This window comes from Pseudarthrobacter sp. MDT1-40-2, assembly GCF_059383595.1.
This window is the reverse complement of record NZ_JBWZCL010000004.1, coordinates 121,690-138,040: the sequence shown is the minus strand read 5'-3', so window position 1 is coordinate 138,040 and position 16,351 is coordinate 121,690. Positions and strand designations below refer to the sequence as shown.

14 protein-coding genes are annotated in these 16,351 nt (G+C 64.4%); 6 read left to right on the top strand and 8 right to left on the bottom strand.

The features are described 5' to 3' along the window. Window positions 1-53: 53 nt before the first annotated feature. From ahcY to AC50X5_RS13100, 3 genes are all read right to left on the bottom strand, one after another. Entirely contained in the window at window positions 54-1,541 is a 1,488-nt protein-coding gene (gene ahcY / locus AC50X5_RS13110; protein WP_494976525.1) for an adenosylhomocysteinase, read from the bottom strand. A gap of 47 nt (window positions 1,542-1,588) precedes the next feature. After that, window positions 1,589-1,819: a Trm112 family protein gene (locus AC50X5_RS13105; protein ID WP_463937279.1), complete on the bottom strand. Its 231-nt coding sequence runs from the start codon at window positions 1,817-1,819 to the stop codon at window positions 1,589-1,591. 92 nt (window positions 1,820-1,911) lie between these two features. After that, the gene (locus AC50X5_RS13100; RefSeq protein WP_463937278.1) at window positions 1,912-2,295 is read right to left on the bottom strand and encodes a DUF3499 domain-containing protein; all 384 of its coding nucleotides are present in this window, start codon (window positions 2,293-2,295) and stop codon (window positions 1,912-1,914) included. Between the two features lie 114 nt (window positions 2,296-2,409). Here AC50X5_RS13100 and AC50X5_RS13095 point away from each other — a divergent pair, with 114 nt between their 5' ends. Continuing rightward, complete coding sequence (locus tag AC50X5_RS13095; protein ID WP_494976524.1) at window positions 2,410-2,925, top strand: metallopeptidase family protein; 516 nt, start codon at window positions 2,410-2,412, stop codon at window positions 2,923-2,925. 30 nt (window positions 2,926-2,955) lie between these two features. Here AC50X5_RS13095 and AC50X5_RS13090 read toward each other — a convergent pair whose 3' ends face one another. Genes AC50X5_RS13090 through AC50X5_RS13080 form a run of 3 tightly spaced genes read right to left on the bottom strand, consistent with a single transcriptional unit; the run spans window position 2,956 to window position 8,640 of the window. Next, window positions 2,956-4,743, bottom strand: a complete 1,788-nt coding sequence (locus AC50X5_RS13090; protein ID WP_494976523.1) for a DUF5719 family protein — start codon at window positions 4,741-4,743, stop codon at window positions 2,956-2,958. Continuing rightward, entirely contained in the window at window positions 4,736-8,074 is a 3,339-nt protein-coding gene (locus tag AC50X5_RS13085; RefSeq protein WP_494976522.1) for a glycosyltransferase family 2 protein, read from the bottom strand. Before AC50X5_RS13085 ends, AC50X5_RS13090 begins: the two co-directional genes overlap by 8 nt. Window positions 8,075-8,103: 29 nt before the next feature. Then, window positions 8,104-8,640, bottom strand: a complete 537-nt coding sequence (locus AC50X5_RS13080) for a WhiB family transcriptional regulator (RefSeq protein ID WP_494976521.1) — start codon at window positions 8,638-8,640, stop codon at window positions 8,104-8,106. A 397-nt stretch (window positions 8,641-9,037) separates the two neighbouring features. On the opposite strand from AC50X5_RS13080, the gene AC50X5_RS13075 reads away from it, so the two are divergent. Beyond that, window positions 9,038-9,766 (top strand): TIGR03089 family protein, encoded by a 729-nt coding sequence (locus tag AC50X5_RS13075; protein WP_494976520.1) that lies wholly within the window; start codon window positions 9,038-9,040, stop codon window positions 9,764-9,766. On the opposite strand, the gene AC50X5_RS13070 is transcribed toward AC50X5_RS13075, so the two are convergent. Beyond that, on the bottom strand, window positions 9,763-10,350 hold the full coding sequence (locus AC50X5_RS13070) for a GtrA family protein (protein ID WP_494976519.1): 588 nt from the start codon (window positions 10,348-10,350) through the stop codon (window positions 9,763-9,765). The genes AC50X5_RS13075 and AC50X5_RS13070 overlap by 4 nt on opposite strands. Window positions 10,351-10,491: 141 nt before the next feature. Between AC50X5_RS13070 and AC50X5_RS13065 the strand changes: the two genes are divergently transcribed. Genes AC50X5_RS13065 through manA form a run of 4 tightly spaced genes read left to right on the top strand, consistent with a single transcriptional unit; the run spans window position 10,492 to window position 15,244 of the window. Continuing rightward, complete coding sequence (locus tag AC50X5_RS13065) at window positions 10,492-11,697, top strand: 5-(carboxyamino)imidazole ribonucleotide synthase (protein ID WP_494976518.1); 1,206 nt, start codon at window positions 10,492-10,494, stop codon at window positions 11,695-11,697. After that, window positions 11,694-12,287, top strand: coding sequence for a 5-(carboxyamino)imidazole ribonucleotide mutase (gene purE / locus AC50X5_RS13060; protein ID WP_494976517.1), 594 nt, complete (start codon window positions 11,694-11,696; stop codon window positions 12,285-12,287). The genes AC50X5_RS13065 and purE overlap by 4 nt, the downstream gene beginning before the upstream one ends. 9 nt (window positions 12,288-12,296) lie before the next feature. Continuing rightward, window positions 12,297-13,955 (top strand): LCP family protein, encoded by a 1,659-nt coding sequence (locus AC50X5_RS13055; protein ID WP_494976516.1) that lies wholly within the window; start codon window positions 12,297-12,299, stop codon window positions 13,953-13,955. 32 nt (window positions 13,956-13,987) lie between these two features. Beyond that, window positions 13,988-15,244, top strand: a complete 1,257-nt coding sequence (manA, locus tag AC50X5_RS13050) for a mannose-6-phosphate isomerase, class I (RefSeq protein ID WP_494976678.1) — start codon at window positions 13,988-13,990, stop codon at window positions 15,242-15,244. On the opposite strand, the gene AC50X5_RS13045 is transcribed toward manA, so the two are convergent. Further along, window positions 15,241-16,317 (bottom strand): lipid II:glycine glycyltransferase FemX, encoded by a 1,077-nt coding sequence (locus AC50X5_RS13045; RefSeq protein ID WP_494976515.1) that lies wholly within the window; start codon window positions 16,315-16,317, stop codon window positions 15,241-15,243. The two genes, manA and AC50X5_RS13045, sit on opposite strands and share 4 nt — an antisense overlap. Window positions 16,318-16,351 lie beyond the last annotated feature (34 nt).

Here is a 16,351-nt window from a genome sequence, read left to right as displayed (position 1 = left end):
TAAGCCTTGCACCCGTTCCGGTCCGCCAGGCCGGCGGCGGTCCCCGTCACACCTCAGTAACGATACTGCTCCGACTTGTAGGGCCCGGCCACGTCAACGTCGAGGTACTCAGCCTGGTCCTTGGTCAGTTCGGTCAGCTCCACGCCGAGGGCGTCCAGGTGCAGCCGCGCCACTTTTTCGTCCAGGATCTTGGGCAGAACGTAGACCTGGTTGCGGTATTCCCGCTCTTCCTCCAGCTGCCCGTGCTTGGTCCAAAGTTCAATCTGGGCAATGGTCTGGTTGGCGAAAGAGTTGCTCATCACGAAGGACGGGTGGCCCGTGGCGTTGCCGAGGTTCAGCAGGCGGCCCTCGGAGAGCACGATGATGGAGCGGGCCTCTTCGTCGTCGGCGGTGTCCCCTTCGAAGACCCACTCGTGGACCTGCGGCTTGATCTCGACTTTGCGGATCCCCGGAATCCGGGCCAGGCCCGCCATGTCGATTTCATTGTCGAAGTGGCCAATGTTGCCAACGATCGCCTTGTTTTTCATCCCGGCCATGTGCTCGGCCATGATGACGTCTTTGTTGCCCGTGGTGGTGATGAAGATGTCTCCGATGGGCAGGACGGTTTCCAGCTTGGCCACCTGGTAGCCGTCCATCGCAGCCTGCAGGGCGCAGATGGGATCGATCTCGGTGACGATTACCCGGGAACCCTGGCCGCGAAGGGCCTCGGCGGCACCCTTGCCGACGTCGCCGTAACCGCAGACGACGGCGACCTTGCCGCCCATCAAGACATCCGTGGCCCGGTTGATGCCGTCCGGCAGCGAGTGCCGGATGCCGTACTTGTTGTCGAACTTGCTCTTGGTGACGGAGTCATTGACGTTGATGGCGGGGAACAGCAGCTTGCCCTGCGCGGCAAGCTGGTACAGGCGCAGTACGCCTGTAGTCGTTTCCTCGCTGACGCCCTTTATTCCAGCCGCGACGCGCGTCCACTTCTGCGGATCGGACGCGAGCGAACGGCGCAGCAGCTCCAAAAAGACCCCGTACTCCTCGGAGTCGGTAGCCTCAACGGCCGGAACAGCGCCGGCAGCTTCGAACTCAACACCCTTGTGTACCAGCATGGTGGCGTCGCCGCCGTCGTCAAGGATCATGTTGGGGCCGAGCTCAGGGTTGGCCTCGGCGCCCGGCCAGGTCAGGATCTGCTCAGCCGTCCACCAGTATTCTTCCAGCGACTCGCCCTTCCAGGCGAAGACGGGAACGCCCTGCGGGTTCTCCACGGTGCCGGTTCCCACGACGACTGCTGCAGCGGCTTCGTCCTGGGTGGAGAAAATGTTGCAGGAAGCCCAGCGGACCTCCGCGCCCAGGGCGGTAAGCGTCTCGATGAGGACCGCGGTCTGCACAGTCATGTGCAACGATCCTGCTATCCGCGCGCCCTTGAGGGGCTGTTCCGCACCATATTCAGCGCGCAGTGACATCAGGCCCGGCATCTCGTGCTCGGCCAGCCGGATCTGGTGCCGGCCGGCCTCCGCGAGGCTGATGTCGGCAACTTTATAATCGAAAGTCATGGAGTTCCTTTGCTGAATGAAATCAAGTACGCGCGGATGGGGAGAGGCTAGCTGCCCTGGCCCGTGGCGGGATCATGCTGGTCCGACGCCGCAGCAGTGGCGGCGGGGAGAAGTTCGGGCCGGAGGAGAAGGGGGATGCCGTCCTCAATCCGGTACTGCGGAACACTTCCGTCTGCAGCAGCCTTCGTTGCGACCAGGACGTCGCCTTCCTGCTTCAGCGGCGAAGCAGTGACCGGGCATCGAAGGACGGACAACAGTTCAGGGCTGATCTTGGGCATGCTTGCTGCTCCTGCGGGGGCCATGGTGCCGTGGTCTGGCTGATGGCCGTTGGGGACTGGTGTGCAGCTATCAGCGTACCGCGATCCGGCGCTTAGGAGGGTTCGCGCAGGGCCCGCAGATGGCCTCGACGGACGCCCTCCGTGGGCGCAGGGGCTTCGAGGGGAGATGGTCCCGTACGGCGCTCAGCGGACGTGGAAGACGGCTTGGACGCAGCTTCACGCACGGCGTCGGCAAGCGCCAGCAGATCATCGGGGCCCGGCTGCTGGGGAGTGTTTGGCATGGCCAGGCGGAGCACTTCCCAACCACGGGGCACTGTCAGTGATTCCGAGTGCCGCGAGCACAAATCGTAACAATGCGGCTCGGCGTAAGTTGCCAGCGGACCAAGTACGGCTGTTGAGTCCGCGTAGACGTACGTCAAAGTCGCCACGGCCGCTTCGCGGCAGGCTGATCTGGAACACTGACGAATGGCACCCACGACACCCCAGAGTACCCTCCCCTGCCGCAATAGATGCCATGGCACACCGACGGCGCAGCAACCCAGAGGCCCGGGAGTGTCGCGGAATCCCCTTCCCAGGATTAGAGTCGGTATATGCAGTCATCGAACCATGATTCAGGTTTTACGGTCCGGTTGGCTGACGAGCGGTCAGGGCAACAGGATCCGCTCTCGGGCACGTCGGCCAGAAGTTTCCGCACCAAGCGGAGAAACCGCCATGGCCGCGGGCTGCGCGGCGAACTGATGTTGCCCACCCTGCCCGGTTTCCGCACCCGGGCGGAACGTTTCGACGAGCTTGTGATGGATTCAGCCCAGCGCCTGCACGACATCTGGGGTAAGACCCTCGATGGCGTCCGCTTTGCGGTGGATGAGATCCCGACCAACTTGGAGGAGCTGGTGGCGGCCGGCCAACCGGCGCCAATGGGCGCCTACATCCCGGCCGGCCAGGCCGACGGCCCGCTGATCACTGTTTACCGCCGGGTGGTGGAGCAGGCCTGCGATACCCGGGAGGAACTCCAGGACCTGGTGCACGACGTCGTCATTGAGCACACAGCGGAAATGCTGGGCGTGGCGCCGGAGACACTGGATCCGGTTTACCGCCGTCGCTACTGAACAGGCACAGCGGAGCCCCGGTACCGGCGCTCAGTAACCGAGCCTGACCGGAACGTGTTCCTGCCCTTCGGCGCCGGGGGTGAGTGCAACGGTGGAAACGCCATTGCCGTCCTGCAGCACCAACGCCCCGTAGGCGGCGTCGCCTGTTGCTGACACGATATAGGCCGTCACTGCCGATCCGGCCACTTCGCCCGGGATGGTGATAGTGGCAGTGGTACCGCCTGCGATGTCTGCGGTGGCTGCATTTTGGATGCGGCCATCCGCCGTGACCGGGGTGTACGTTACCGCGGCCCTGCCATCCAGCGCGCCGAAAACCAGGTGCCGCTCCCCCGATGAAGGGACCGGAACCAGATGCTGGCTGCCCAGCCGCAGGCTCGACGGCGACCATGACACGTCCGAGGGCTCATCCGGGTTGGCGCCGCGGGTCACCCGGCTGGAGGCCACGAATGAGACGTCGGAAGAAGCGGCCACCGTGTAGTGCCCGGCGGGGACTCCGGCCAGCGGTACCTCGGTGACGGAACCGGCCTTGGCGGTCACCACGCCGCCCGCCTGGAGAGCCTGCTGGCCGTCTTTTCCGAACACTTTAACTTCGACGACGGCGTCCGTGGAGCCGGGAACGGTCAGGTACAGTACAGGGCCGGCATCGGAGAATCCCGGCCGTGCGGCCATGGCGGAAATTCCTGCCGCATCCTGGATGTCCACCCCGGTCATGATCTGGCGGGCGCCCTGGCCCGCACCAGGGGAGATATAGTCCACACCGCCCGGCTGCAGGCCACGCAATACGCTTTGCTGGATAACAGCGGCAACCGGGCCACCGGAACTGCGCACATGGACGCTCAGCGCTTCCTCACCGGGCGCCAGGCCCGCCAGGACTATCGAACGACTGGAGCCGGGCGCAACCAGCAGTCCCCGGCTGCCGGGGGCCTGTATCTGGCCCTCCGCTCCGAACAGTTCCAGGTTCACGGTTGCCGGGTTGCTGGAAGCGTTGGTAAGGGTAAGGACTGCCGTGCGTCCGAGGCTGGTGTTGGCGCCCACCAGCCACAAGTCGTTGGCCGGCTGCTGGCAGTTGGCGGCTGCGATGCCGCGCAGGTCTCCATCACTGGCACTGTAGCGCAGCAGGGCTGCTGCGGACGCTTGGTTGTTGTCAACGGCCTGGGCGTCCAGAACGCTGATACCGGACACCTCCCGGCCTGCCAGTACACCGGCCGAGACTGCTGCTGCCTCCGGCGCCGCGGCGGCTGGCCCCTGGGTGATGTCTACTGCGGCGCTTCCGTCCAGTCCGGCAACCTGCCCGGCTGGCAGGGCAGCGCCCGGGGCGCTGACCACCACGGCATCCACGGCACTCGCCGCAGTTCCTGATTCGGGGCTGAACTGCGGATCAGTGGCGTCGGCTGATCCCTCAAGAAGCCGGGCCGGTCCCGGGCAAACGGCTTGGGTTATTCCGGCGGGCACGGGCGCCAATGCTGCTTCCAGGGGACGTGTCCCCACAGTGGGCGCCGCCACTGTAGTGCCTGCTACCACCACACCGCCTGCCGCCACAATTGCGATGGCGGAAAGCACACCGGTGAGGACCCCGCGCGTTGCGGCCTTCTGACGGCGGGACCGCCGGGCGGGTTTTGTTGCGGCTGGAACACCTTCGAGCTTCGCCTCGGAAACGGCGCCGGCCTCTTCCCGGGACCCGGCGCTTTCCTTGCCGGTGCCCTCGCTGCCCGGGGCCTTCACCTTGCTGCCTTCAGTGACAGTAGGCTCAACAGCAGCAGGCTCAGCGGCAGCGCGGCGATGGGCAGTGCCCGGGTCTGCGGATGGGTCCTTATGCATTCTGACGTTCCTTACGCAGTGAGCCTTCGTCGCGTGAGAGCCCGGTGTTCGGGCGCCGCGCAGGCATGGGAATCGCGAGGAGGATGGTCAGCCCGATGACGGTGAACTGGACCACCGCGCTGACCGTCGCCCACGGGTTCTGGTACCTGACCACCAGATCTCCGGCTGCCGCCGGCAGGGTGAACGCCTGTGCCCAGCCGGAGGTGGTGGAGGTGAGCTTCTGCCCGTCCAGCCAGGCTGTCCAGCGGGGATCGGCACGCTCGGCAAGGACCACCAGCCTGCCCTCGCTCCCTTCCGGAACTGCTGCCTCGACGTCCTCTAAAGCAGAGGGCAGCAGCGTGACGGTCGAGCCCCCCGCGTCGATAATCCGTGCACGATGCGCGACGTCGGCAGGCTGCAGGGCGGCGGCATTCAGGGGTGTGACCCGCCATAGCCAGCCTGCTTCCGTTTCGCCCACGGCCACCAAACCCGGCACCGCATCAATCCTGCTGGCGGTCAGCTGGGCTGCGGTGTCGTCGGATTTGAGGACCACAAATCCCGCCCCCAGGGTCTCCAGGGCGGGGCGTGGATCAACGCTCTGGCCCGCCACGATGGTGGCAACCACACCGCGCAATGCCGCCGTCACCTGATCATCTTCCCGAATACTTTCGCTGCCTGGCTCTCCCATGATGACGGCCGCGGAGGCCACCGTGGAGAGTGCATCGAGGGTGGTGCCCGAACCCCGCATGAGGCTGGCGCCGTAACTGCCCTCCTCGGAAGTGCTGATCACGAGCGTGCGTGTCTGCTCAGGGCCTTCCCCCCGGTCCGAGGCCGTGGCCGGAAGAGTGCTGCCGCGGGATGCCTCAAGCAGGCTCTGCGTCCCAAGGCTGAGTTGCCCGGGTGCGGCTGCCGCTTGTACTGATGGTTCCAGAATGCTGCGGGCGGTCCAGGCGGTAAGGCCCAGCAGTGGCCCGGCCAGGGCAACGACCAACGTGACCGCCGCAATGGTCCTGGGCACACCGGAAGGCCGGGCCGGCGTCGTACCCTTGACGCTGTTGGCAAACAAGGCGAGCAACCGCTCGCACCCCATGACAGCAGCCCCCAGCAGTGCGAACGTTGCGGCAGATACAGCCGGTCCGGGGAAAGGGGTAACCAGGCTGGAGGCATTGACTGCGGTGGCCACGTGGCCGGCGGCCCAGCCGCCCGCGAGCAGGATCAGTGCTGCCACCCAGAATGCGCGGACCAGGCGCGTGCGCTTGCCTGGGACAAACAGCGCCACGACGGCGAGCACCAGAACCGGGGCACCGATCATCAGGGCCAGCACCATGGCCCAGGGTCCGCCTTCAAAAGGGGGAAGCCCGGCAAGGCCGCCGTCGAGGTCAAAGCGCACGGGTTGTGCCAGGATCTGCTGCCATAGCGGCGCAGGGTCGAACCCGAACGGAAGGCCCGGATCTCCGAGCATGGCGCGGGGCCGGTCCAGCACCGACAGTGCGAACGGAACAAAAAGTGCTGCTGCTGGCAGCAGCGCCCACCATACGGTGCGGCCGCGACGCCCCAGCAAGAGGCCCGCCAGCACGACAATCAGGATCAACGGGCCCAGCAGCGACGGAGCTCCTGCCGCGATCACGGCGAGGACCAGGCCGGCGGCGGCAGCGGCTGTCCATGACGGGGTGCCGTTGATGCCGGCCTTGATGGCCGGCAACTCGACAAAGCGACGCTCGCCGGAGGCCGGCAGCGCGAACCGGCCATGCCCCACCGCGCTTCCGGTAGCGCGAAGGAGCGCCAGGGCAAGGAGCGGCATCAAGACATGCGCCACCAAAGCACCCAGCCGGCCTTGGTCAAGCGCGACCTGCAGGGCCGGGGCGGCAGACCAGATCAGGGCAACAGCAAACCGGAAGCTTCGACGCCTTGTCAGGGCGCCGGCGGCGAACCAGGCCCCCAGTGCGGCCAGCGGCATGGCCAGGAACAGGAGCCAGACGACGGCACCATTGGCATCCCCGGCCCCCAGGAGGCCCAACATCCAGAGGACGTAACCAAAGGGATCACCATGGCCCGGCAGCCCGGCCCCCAGGCCAATCCACCAACTCGACGCATGGTGCCAGACCTCGGCCAGATTGCCGGAAACGGGCAACAGCGCACCGCCGGTTACCGAATCCGCCCGGAAGAGCCCGGAAAGGCCGGCGAACGAAGCGGCGGCAGTAACACCAATGGCCAGCACCGCTCCCGTGCCCACCCAGCCCTTGTCCGTGGTGGTCAGGGCCGCGAAGTCGTCGGCAGAGTCACCGCTGGGCTGGTCGGAGAGGAGGTCGGTTCCATACCGTTCGGCGGGCGAACCTTCAGCACCTATCGCTTCCATCAGGGAGCGCCGGTGGTTCCATACTTCACGGCGAGGTGTCTGGAGCTTGCGGATAACGGAACGGTGGATACGCCGGGTCTTCGCTGCACTGCGACGGCTCCGGGCGATGGCGCCGGGACGGCCGAGCGCGGCAAAAGTTGCCAGCAGTTGCGAGAATCCATGGCCCGGATCCTTCACTGCGATGCTGAGCACAAGCTTAAAGAGACTGCCAAGGAGGGCACCCAGGGCGTGGATGGGGAGCTTCCACAGCGCAGTGTGCTTGAGCCTGAGGTGCACCTGGGCCCTTCGCGCGGCAGCCGGCGTACCCAGGCCATGGGGACGGTGGCTGACGTGGTGGATCTTGGCGCTGGGGACCACTACCACCCGGTGGCCGGCCAGCCGGTTGCGCCAGCAGAAGTCGACGTCGTCGCCAGTACCCGGAAGTGCGGAATCAAAGCCTCCCAGGTGCTCCCAGACGTCCCGCCGGATCAGCATTCCTGCCGAATTTACCGCAAAGGTATCGCTGCGTCCGTCGTACTGGCCCTGGTCCAGTTCGTCTGCCTCAATAAGGGTGAGGCGTTCCGCCCAGCGGCTGGTGGAGAGGCCGACGTCGATCAGCCGACGCGGAGCGTCCCAGTCCAGCTGCTTGCAGCCGGCAACAGTTACTGAAGGAGCACGCTCGACGGCGGCCAGCAACTCAGCGAGTGCTTCCGGTGCCGGCGCGGCGTCGTCATGCAGGAGCCAGATCCACTCATTGCCGTGGTGGCTGCCAATGTCCTGGGCGTCGTCGCGGCGCCTCGGCGACAACGCTTGAAGTCCGGCCTGGACCGATGCCCCGAATCCTGGCTTCCCGCCATAGCTCACCACGCGCGCAGCGCCGAAGGCCCTTTCAAGGAGTGATGCCGAATTGTCCCGGGAAGCGGCATCGACGCCGATCACCGAATCAACTGGTCGGGTCTGGCCTGCCAGGGCAGACAGGGTTCTGGGGAGATAGTCGCCGCCATTGTGGGCTACCACAATGGCGGTGACGTGGACTTCCTGAAGAATTAGACCGCTCTCTTCCTTAGCCGACGGCGCTCGCGCTCGGAAAGGCCACCCCAGATGCCGAACCGTTCATCGTTTGCCAATGCGTATTCCAGGCACTGCGAGCGGACATTGCATGCGCCGCACACTTTCTTCGCATCCCTGGTGGATCCTCCCTTTTCCGGGAAAAACGCTTCCGGATCGGTCTGGGCACACAGCGCGTCAGTCTGCCAGCCGAGTTCGCCTTCGTCGTCGAACTCCTGGCCGGACGGCAATCCTATCCACACGGGTTGGGCTATGGGCCGAGGCGTTGCCTGCAGCTCCATCGGGGGGTCCAGCGGATCCGCCTCACCGTTGCCGTCCAGCAAGGCCTCATGGGCGGCAAGGAAGGCCGTGGCCTGGTCCTCTAACGCATCCCTGGTACTGCTGCTGTAACGCTCTGCCGCGCCCGGATCTGCCGGATCCACGTACCAATCACTCGGTACGCCACGGGAATGGTACTTAGCCGCGGCCTGGCCTGCGACGACGGCTTCATCCTGGATACGCTCTGCTTGCCCCATGGCGACCCTCCTGGTATTGCAGCCCCAAAACTGGATACATGGACACTCGGTTGTGTGCCGGTAGTTACGTCAGGGTGTTCTGCACCTAATTACACGCGTGTAACTAGATGGGAGTCAAGCCGCGCCGGGATAATAATCACGACAGGCCGAATATTCCGGCGCGCCACGCCATGGATATTTTCAAGCCGGCCGCGCGGCATGCAACATCATGACGGCCCTGGAGCGCGCAATTACCCTGCTATCCCCCAAACGACGCGTACTCCGGACCGCGAAGAGTACGTTGATGAGGTAACGAGAAGAAATCGCCCGTGATGCAGATCACAACTCCATTCGTGGTGTTCGCCGAGGCAGGACGCAATATGAAGTACGTGCAGGGCCTGCGTGGCAGGATAAAACAATGAGCATCCCCGACGCCGCCCTCCCGGCTTCTGCCCTGCTGGCCAGCCTTCGTTCCGGAAACTCGTCCTCCCCCAGGCTCACCTGGTACGGCCCCGACAGTGAGCGCGTTGAACTCTCCGGCCGGGTCCTGGACAACTGGGTGGCCAAGACCAGCAACCTGCTCCAGGACGAGCTTGACGCTGAACCGGGAACGCGGCTGCTGCTGGACATGCCCGCCCATTGGAAATCGCTTGTCTGGTGCCTCGCCGGCTGGCAGCTGGGTATGGAAATCATGCTTGACACCGCAGGCGAAGATCCGGCCGCGGAGGTTGCAGTCACAGCCGACCCCGAATCGGCCCCTAAGGCTCCGGCCGTCGTCGCCGTTGCCCTTCCTGCACTCGCCATGAAGTGGCCAGGTGAACTGCCCCGTGGTGTGATCGATTTCTCGTCGGAGGTGCGTTCCCACGGCGACGTGTTTATGCCCCACGTAGATGGTGATCCAGCGGCAGCGGCAGTCAACTCCGGCGGCGTGGTGTACCCACACTCCGCACTGCTGTCCGGATTCGCCGCTCCCCAGCCTGAAGGAATCCGGCTGCTGGTGCGTGCGGCAGACGGCTTGGAGGAGGCCCTCGGGAAAGCGTTGGGGGCCTGGGCTGCGGATGGCTCGGTAGTCCTGGTCCACCCGGACGTTTCCGTCACAGAAAACCTGTTGGCAGCCGAACGGGTTACCGGTTCAGATGCCGGCTAGGCCTGCTCGGGACCTTTGACCGGCCTCGCCGGGGAGCCGGCCATGCCCTCGGCAGCCCGCTCGGCTTCCTCTGTGTTTTCTTCGTCGTCGTCCCGGTGGAGTTCGATGAGTGCGTGGTCATGCGAGAACTCCGGCTCCTGGTCGAGTTCATTGTTGAACACCAGGAAGCGGTAAGCGAAGAACCGCACCACTGTTGCAACCAGGATTCCCACGACGCCCGCGGCGAACAACATATTTTTATCGGTGACGTTGAAGGAGTATTTGGCGAGGGCAGTAAAGCCGGTCGATATTCCGATGCCGATGCCGTTGATCAGGATGAACATCAGGAACTCCCGCATCACGTTGACCTGCCGCCGGTGCCGGAAGGTCCACAGGCGGTTGGCAATCCAGGAAAAGAGTGTGGCTACGCTGGCACCGACGAAGCGTGCTTTGGCTTCGCTGTCCGTCATGGGGCCATGCATCAGGAAATAGGTCAGCCCGTTGTCTATGACGAACGCCACTCCGCCAACCGCGCCGAACTTGGCGACTTCACGCCAAAAAAGCGAGGCAAGTCCGCGAATTCGATCTGCAAGTGAATTGATCATGACCCTCCATGGCCTTCTGTGCTGTGGGCCATCGGGCCAAAAACCTCATTTTAGCCCCTCTTCCTGTATTTGGACTGTAAAGATGCGCTCCGTGCATGCCGGAAGACGGGATCGGCGCCTCTTTTCTGTAGGCTGACCCTTGTGACTTTTCCAGTAATAGGTGTTGTTGGCGGCGGCCAGTTGGCCCGCATGATGGCCCCCGCGGCTACTGCCCTGGGTTTCGAGCTACGGGTGCTGGCAGAGGGCCCGGATGTTTCCGCTGTGTCCGCGGTGCGCCAGGCTCCCCTTGGCGACTACAAGGATTTGGCGACCTTGAAGGAATTCGCGGACGGCGTGGACGTGCTCACTTTCGACCACGAACACGTCCCCGGCGGGCACCTTCGCGAACTGCTTGCGGGAGGAGTTAATGTCCAGCCCGGACCCGACGCCCTGATCCATGCCCAGGACAAGCTGGTCATGCGGGCCGCTATCGACCGGCTGGACCTCCCCAACCCTGCCTGGGCGGAAGTCGCCGACGTCGCCGCCCTCGTTGACTTTGGCGAGCGGAACGGCTGGCCCGTGGTGCTGAAGATGCCCCGCGGCGGCTACGACGGCAAAGGCGTGAGGATTGTTGACTCCGCCGCCGCTGCTGCCCTGGCACAGGACTGGTTCGATGCCATGAGCCCGCTCCTGGCCGAAGCCAAGGTCGAATTCAGCCGCGAACTGTCAGCCCTGGTGGCCCGGACACCGGATGGCGAGGCCAGGGCCTGGCCCGTGGTGCACACCATCCAGGTGGATGGCGTTTGCGATGAAGTCATTGCCCCGGCGCTGCATATCCCCGTTGAGGTGGCCGCGGCCGCCGAGGAAGCTGCCCTGCGGATCGCCCACGAACTCAACGTCACCGGTGTGATGGCAGTGGAACTATTCGAGACTCCCGGTATTGGACATGGCTTCCTGATCAACGAACTTGCCATGCGACCGCACAACACCGGCCACTGGACGCAGGACGGTTCCGTGACCAGCCAGTTCGAACAACACCTCCGTGCAGTCCTCAACCTCCCGCTCGGTGCCACGGACATCCTGGGCCCGATTGTTGTGATGAAGAACTTCCTCGGCGGCGAAAACCAGGATCTCTTCTCCGCTTTCCCGACGGCTCTGGCGCAAGAGCCGGCCGCCAAGGTGCATTGCTATGGCAAATCAGTGCGCCCCGGCAGGAAAATCGGCCACGTAAACCTGGTGGGCCGTTCCCCTGACGACGTCGATGACGTCCGCCGTCGGGCCGGCCGTGTTGCAGCCATCATTCGTGACGGCAGCGCGGCGTCTGTCGACTCACAGCAGCAGAATCCGAATACCGAGGAGAAACCATGACGTCAGGCTCCGGCAGCGCAGGCACCTCGAATGCTCCCCTGGTGGGCCTTGTTATGGGCTCCGACTCGGACTGGCCCGTGATGGAGGCGGCCGCCGACGCCCTGGCCGAGTTCGGCATCCCGTTTGAAGCCGACGTTGTGTCCGCCCACCGGATGCCGGTGGAAATGATCCGCTATGGACAAAACGCCCACAAACGCGGAATCCGGGTGATTATCGCCGGAGCCGGTGGCGCTGCACACCTGCCGGGCATGCTGGCTTCGGTGACGCCGCTGCCGGTCATCGGTGTACCGGTACCGCTGAAGACCCTTGACGGTATGGACTCCTTGTTGTCCATCGTGCAGATGCCTGCGGGAGTTCCGGTGGCCACTGTCTCGATCGCGGGCGCCCGGAATGCCGGCCTGCTGGCGGTGCGGATGCTCGCGGCAGGAACTGATGAACTCGCAACCGAACTTCGCGCTTCGCTGCTGGAGTTCGCCCGGGAACTCAATGACGTGGCTTCCCGCAAGGGCGCCAGCCTTAGGCAAAAGGTCAGCGAGGTCTTCGGTGATGCTGCCAACGACGCCGAGCCTGGCGGCCGGGCAAAATCCTAGGGAGCAGGCATGACGATCAGCGAGCACCGCTCCGGCGGCAGTACCGGCGGTAACCGCGTGCCCGGCGCCATGACGGATCCCGTCCGTTACCCCGCCGGCGCTTCGAACCCGGTCAGAACCAAGCGGGCGTTCGTGCTGCTGCTCCTGACGCTGCTGGTTCCAGGTGGTGCCCAGATTGTTGCCGGCGACCGGAAACTGGGCCGACTGGCGCTAAAGGTCACGTTCGCCGTATGGGCAGTGTCCATCCTGGCTCTGCTGCTGGCTTTGATGAACCGTACGGCGTTCATCAACATCATCACCAATCCCTTTTCGTCGCTCCTGATCATCCTGGTCCTCGTCGTGCTGGCCATCGGCTGGCTGCTGCTCTTCATCAATACCCTGCGCATTATTCGGCCGGTCCTTTTGGCCCCTGGCATGCGTCCCATCGTCGGAGTTTCCCTCCTGGCTGCCATGCTCATCAGCAGCGGAACCCTGGGCTACTCGGCCTATCTCCTGAACGTCAGCCGCAACGCGATCGGCAACATCTTTTCCAGCGGCCCGGCCATCGATCCGATTGATGGCCGCTACAACTTCCTGATGATGGGCGGTGACGCCGGCGATGACCGGACCGGTCGTCGCCCTGACAGCTTGTCCGTGCTCAGCGTCGACGCCCGAACCGGTGAAAGCGCCATCATCTCGGTCCCGCGCAACCTGCAGAACGCCCGGTTCTCTGAGGATTCACCGATGCGCGGGATCTATCCCGACGGTTATAACTGCGGCGACGAATGCCTGATCAACGCCATCAACACCGAGGTCACAGAACAATACGCAGACCTCTATCCCGAGGCGCCGGATCCCGGAGCGCAAGCCACTATGGAGGCAGTATCCGGCACCCTGGGCATCACCGTTCAGGCGTACGTCCTGGTGGACATGGACGGCTTTGCCAAGCTGATTGATGCCATGGGCGGTATCCGCGTCAAGGCCGGCGGCTGGGTTCCCATGAGTGGTATCAAGGATGAAGACACCAACACTTACGGTATGCCGGAGGGCTGGATCGCCGCCGGCGAAACCCATCTCAACGGCCATCAAGCGCTCTGGTACGGCCGCTCCCGCGAGTATGTCGACGACTTCGCCCGCATCTCCCGGCAGCAGTGCGTCCAGCAGGCGATGTTGCGGCAGCTGGATCCTGGCACCCTGTTGGCCAAGTTTGAGGACATCGCGGGTGCCGGCACCAAGGTGGTTGATTCCAACATCTCCTCCGGGCAGCTGGGGAGCTTTGTAGACCTGGCCATCAAAGCGAAGAATCACGAGGCCAAACGGCTCACCATTGGCCCGCCTGATTTCGAACCGTATTTCTCCACCGCACCGGATTTCGACATCATCCACGAACGAGTGAGGGAGTTGCTGGCATCAGCCTCCGGAACTGCGCCTGCCGCCGCCCCGGTTCCTAACAGAGGTCCTGACTCACTCGTCAGTTACGGCGCCTCTGGGGGCGCGCTTTCGGCGCAGGGCGGACGGGCGGCACTTACCGTGCCCGGGACCGTTCCGCCGTCCGACTTTACGCCCGTCACCCACACCCCCGGTGGCGAGCTGATCACGGCTGAAATGCTGAACGAGCTGAAACGCCAGGGTGACGAACAGGCCATCCATGAGCTTGTAGCCAGCAACGGCCAGTGCGCCCCGCTCTGACCCTCTCCACTAAAACCCTAAGGATGTCAGTTTTGTACAAGATCGAAAACGTCCTGCGCGACTACGCCTGGGGATCAACCAGTGCGATTGCAGATTTCCTGGGACGTCCGGCTTCCGGCGGCCCTGAAGCGGAGCTGTGGATCGGGGCGCATCCGGATTCGCCCTCGACGGTTCAGCTGGGTGATGGTTCGGCGGAACCGTTGGACACGCTGATCTCCCGCGAACCTGGACACTTCCTGGGGGAGGCGTCAATACAGCAATTCGGCCCCAGGCTTCCGTTCTTAACCAAGATTCTGGCCGCCGACGCCCCGCTGTCCCTGCAGGTCCATCCGAGCCTTGAGCAGGCCCGTGAAGGATTCAAGAAGGAGAACGACGCCGGTGTTCCCGCCGACGCGCCTGACCGCAACTACCGGGATGACAACCACAAACCGGAAATGATATTCGCCCTGACGGACTTCGAAGCCCTTTGCGGCTTCCGTCCGGCGGCGGAAAGCCGGGCGATCCTGCTCCACCTCGCCGCATGTTTTGAGCTGGTTGAAACGGAAATCCCGCAGCTGTTGACCGAACTGCTGGATGATCTGGACGCTCCGGTTGAGGCTGACGGTCTCAGGACCGCTTTCGAAAGACTGATCAAGGGTGGCGAACCCGTCTCTCACGCTACGGCTATGGTGGCGGCGGCCCTGATCTCCGGCGCACCAATGTCCCCCTATCAGGCGGAACTTTCAACGGTCGTAAATCTCAACGGGAAGTATCCCGGGGATCCGGGCGTCCTGATTTCCCTTCTGCTCAACCGCGTCTCGCTGGCGCCGGGCCAGGCCATTTACCTCCCCGCTGGAAACGTCCACGCCTACTTGCGTGGCCTGGGCGTGGAGGTGATGGCGGCGTCGGACAACGTCCTGCGGGGCGGCCTGACGCCCAAGCACATCGATGTGCCTGAGCTGTTGAAGACTATCCGGTTCGAGTCCGTGGCGGTCCCCCGGCTGGAGCCTGTTGCCACCGCGCTGGGCCAGGAGCTTTACCAGCCGCCGTTCCATGAATTCCAGCTGCAGCGCATTGAGCTGAACCCGGAAGACAAGCCTGTCCCGCTGGTGCAGGCCGGAGCCGGAGTGGTGATAGTCGCCCAAGGTTCCATGTACCTTGATTCGCCCACGGGAGACCTCTTTCTGGACCGTGGCGAAAGCGCGTTTATCGGCGCAGCGGAAGCACCCGTGAATGCCCATCCCGTGGCTGATTCAAGCGGGCGTGCAGTTGCTTTCGCGGTCACCACGGGTTTGCCGCGGAACGCTTAGCTCCGCTTCAGTGCTCCAGCGGCCACGCCGCCCAGCCGTTGGACGGCGGGCCGCAGCCGGCTCCCCGCGGTACGCAGCAGGCGGCGCGCGGTCTGCAGGCCGCGCCGTGCTGCGGGCATTGCCTTGGTATAAGCCGGGTACAGCGGGGAGAGCGGTTGCTCCCAGGTGCCCATCAGCAGGTTTTCGTGCTTGGCGAACTGCTTCTTGAAGTCGGAGATGCCGTCATTGAGCAGTCCGTTGAAGTCGTAGCGCCGGCAACCGTCCTCACGCATGGACTGCATCGCAGCCCATTTCACGCCGTAGTTCACCCGCTGCTTCTGGCCTTCGGAGCTCACGCCGCCATAAAGCTCAAAAGCGGTCGTGCCACTTCGCGACAGCCACACAAAAGCGAGCAGCCGATCGCCGTCAAAGGCCCCGATGATGGGTGAGCCGTCTCCCATGTTCCGGAAGATGTCGCGATAGTACTGGTCCTCGTGGATCCCGAAGCCGGCCCGGTCCGCGGTTTCGTGATAGACGGCAAGCACCTGCTCCAGTTCGTCGTCGTTGGCCACCTTGCGGAACTGGATCTCACTGCGCATTGCTTTGCGGATATTGGCACGCGTGGACTTGGACATATCCGCCATCAGCTCGTCGTCTGACTTGGTGAGGTCCAGGATCAGCGTCCGCGGGATCAGGATGGTGTTTGCCGAGGCCCTGAAACCCGCGGCGGCAACGGCATCGGCATAGGCCGATTCGGCATCCCAGTCCGGCTCGATGCTCAGGGCAACGGCACCATGGCGTGAGGAGGCATACCCGGAAAGACGCTCCAGCACCGCCGCAGCATTCTGAGCCGAACACATGGGACCGCGGGCGATATAGACCAGAGAGCGGAACGGGAACGGCAGCCTCCGGACCAGCAGTTGCGCAGCTCCGAGGGCCTGGCCGCCATCGTTGACCTGCACCCGGTCCACCGACCAGCCGTGCATGGCCTTGGTCTCGCCCCAGCCCCACAGTTGCTGCGGGTGCCCCTCGAACCGGTCGACAATTTCGTCCCACAGGACGCGGTCAGTACAGGGCACAACGGCAAGACTCATGGCTTCAACCCTATACCAACGGCCCCACGAGAAA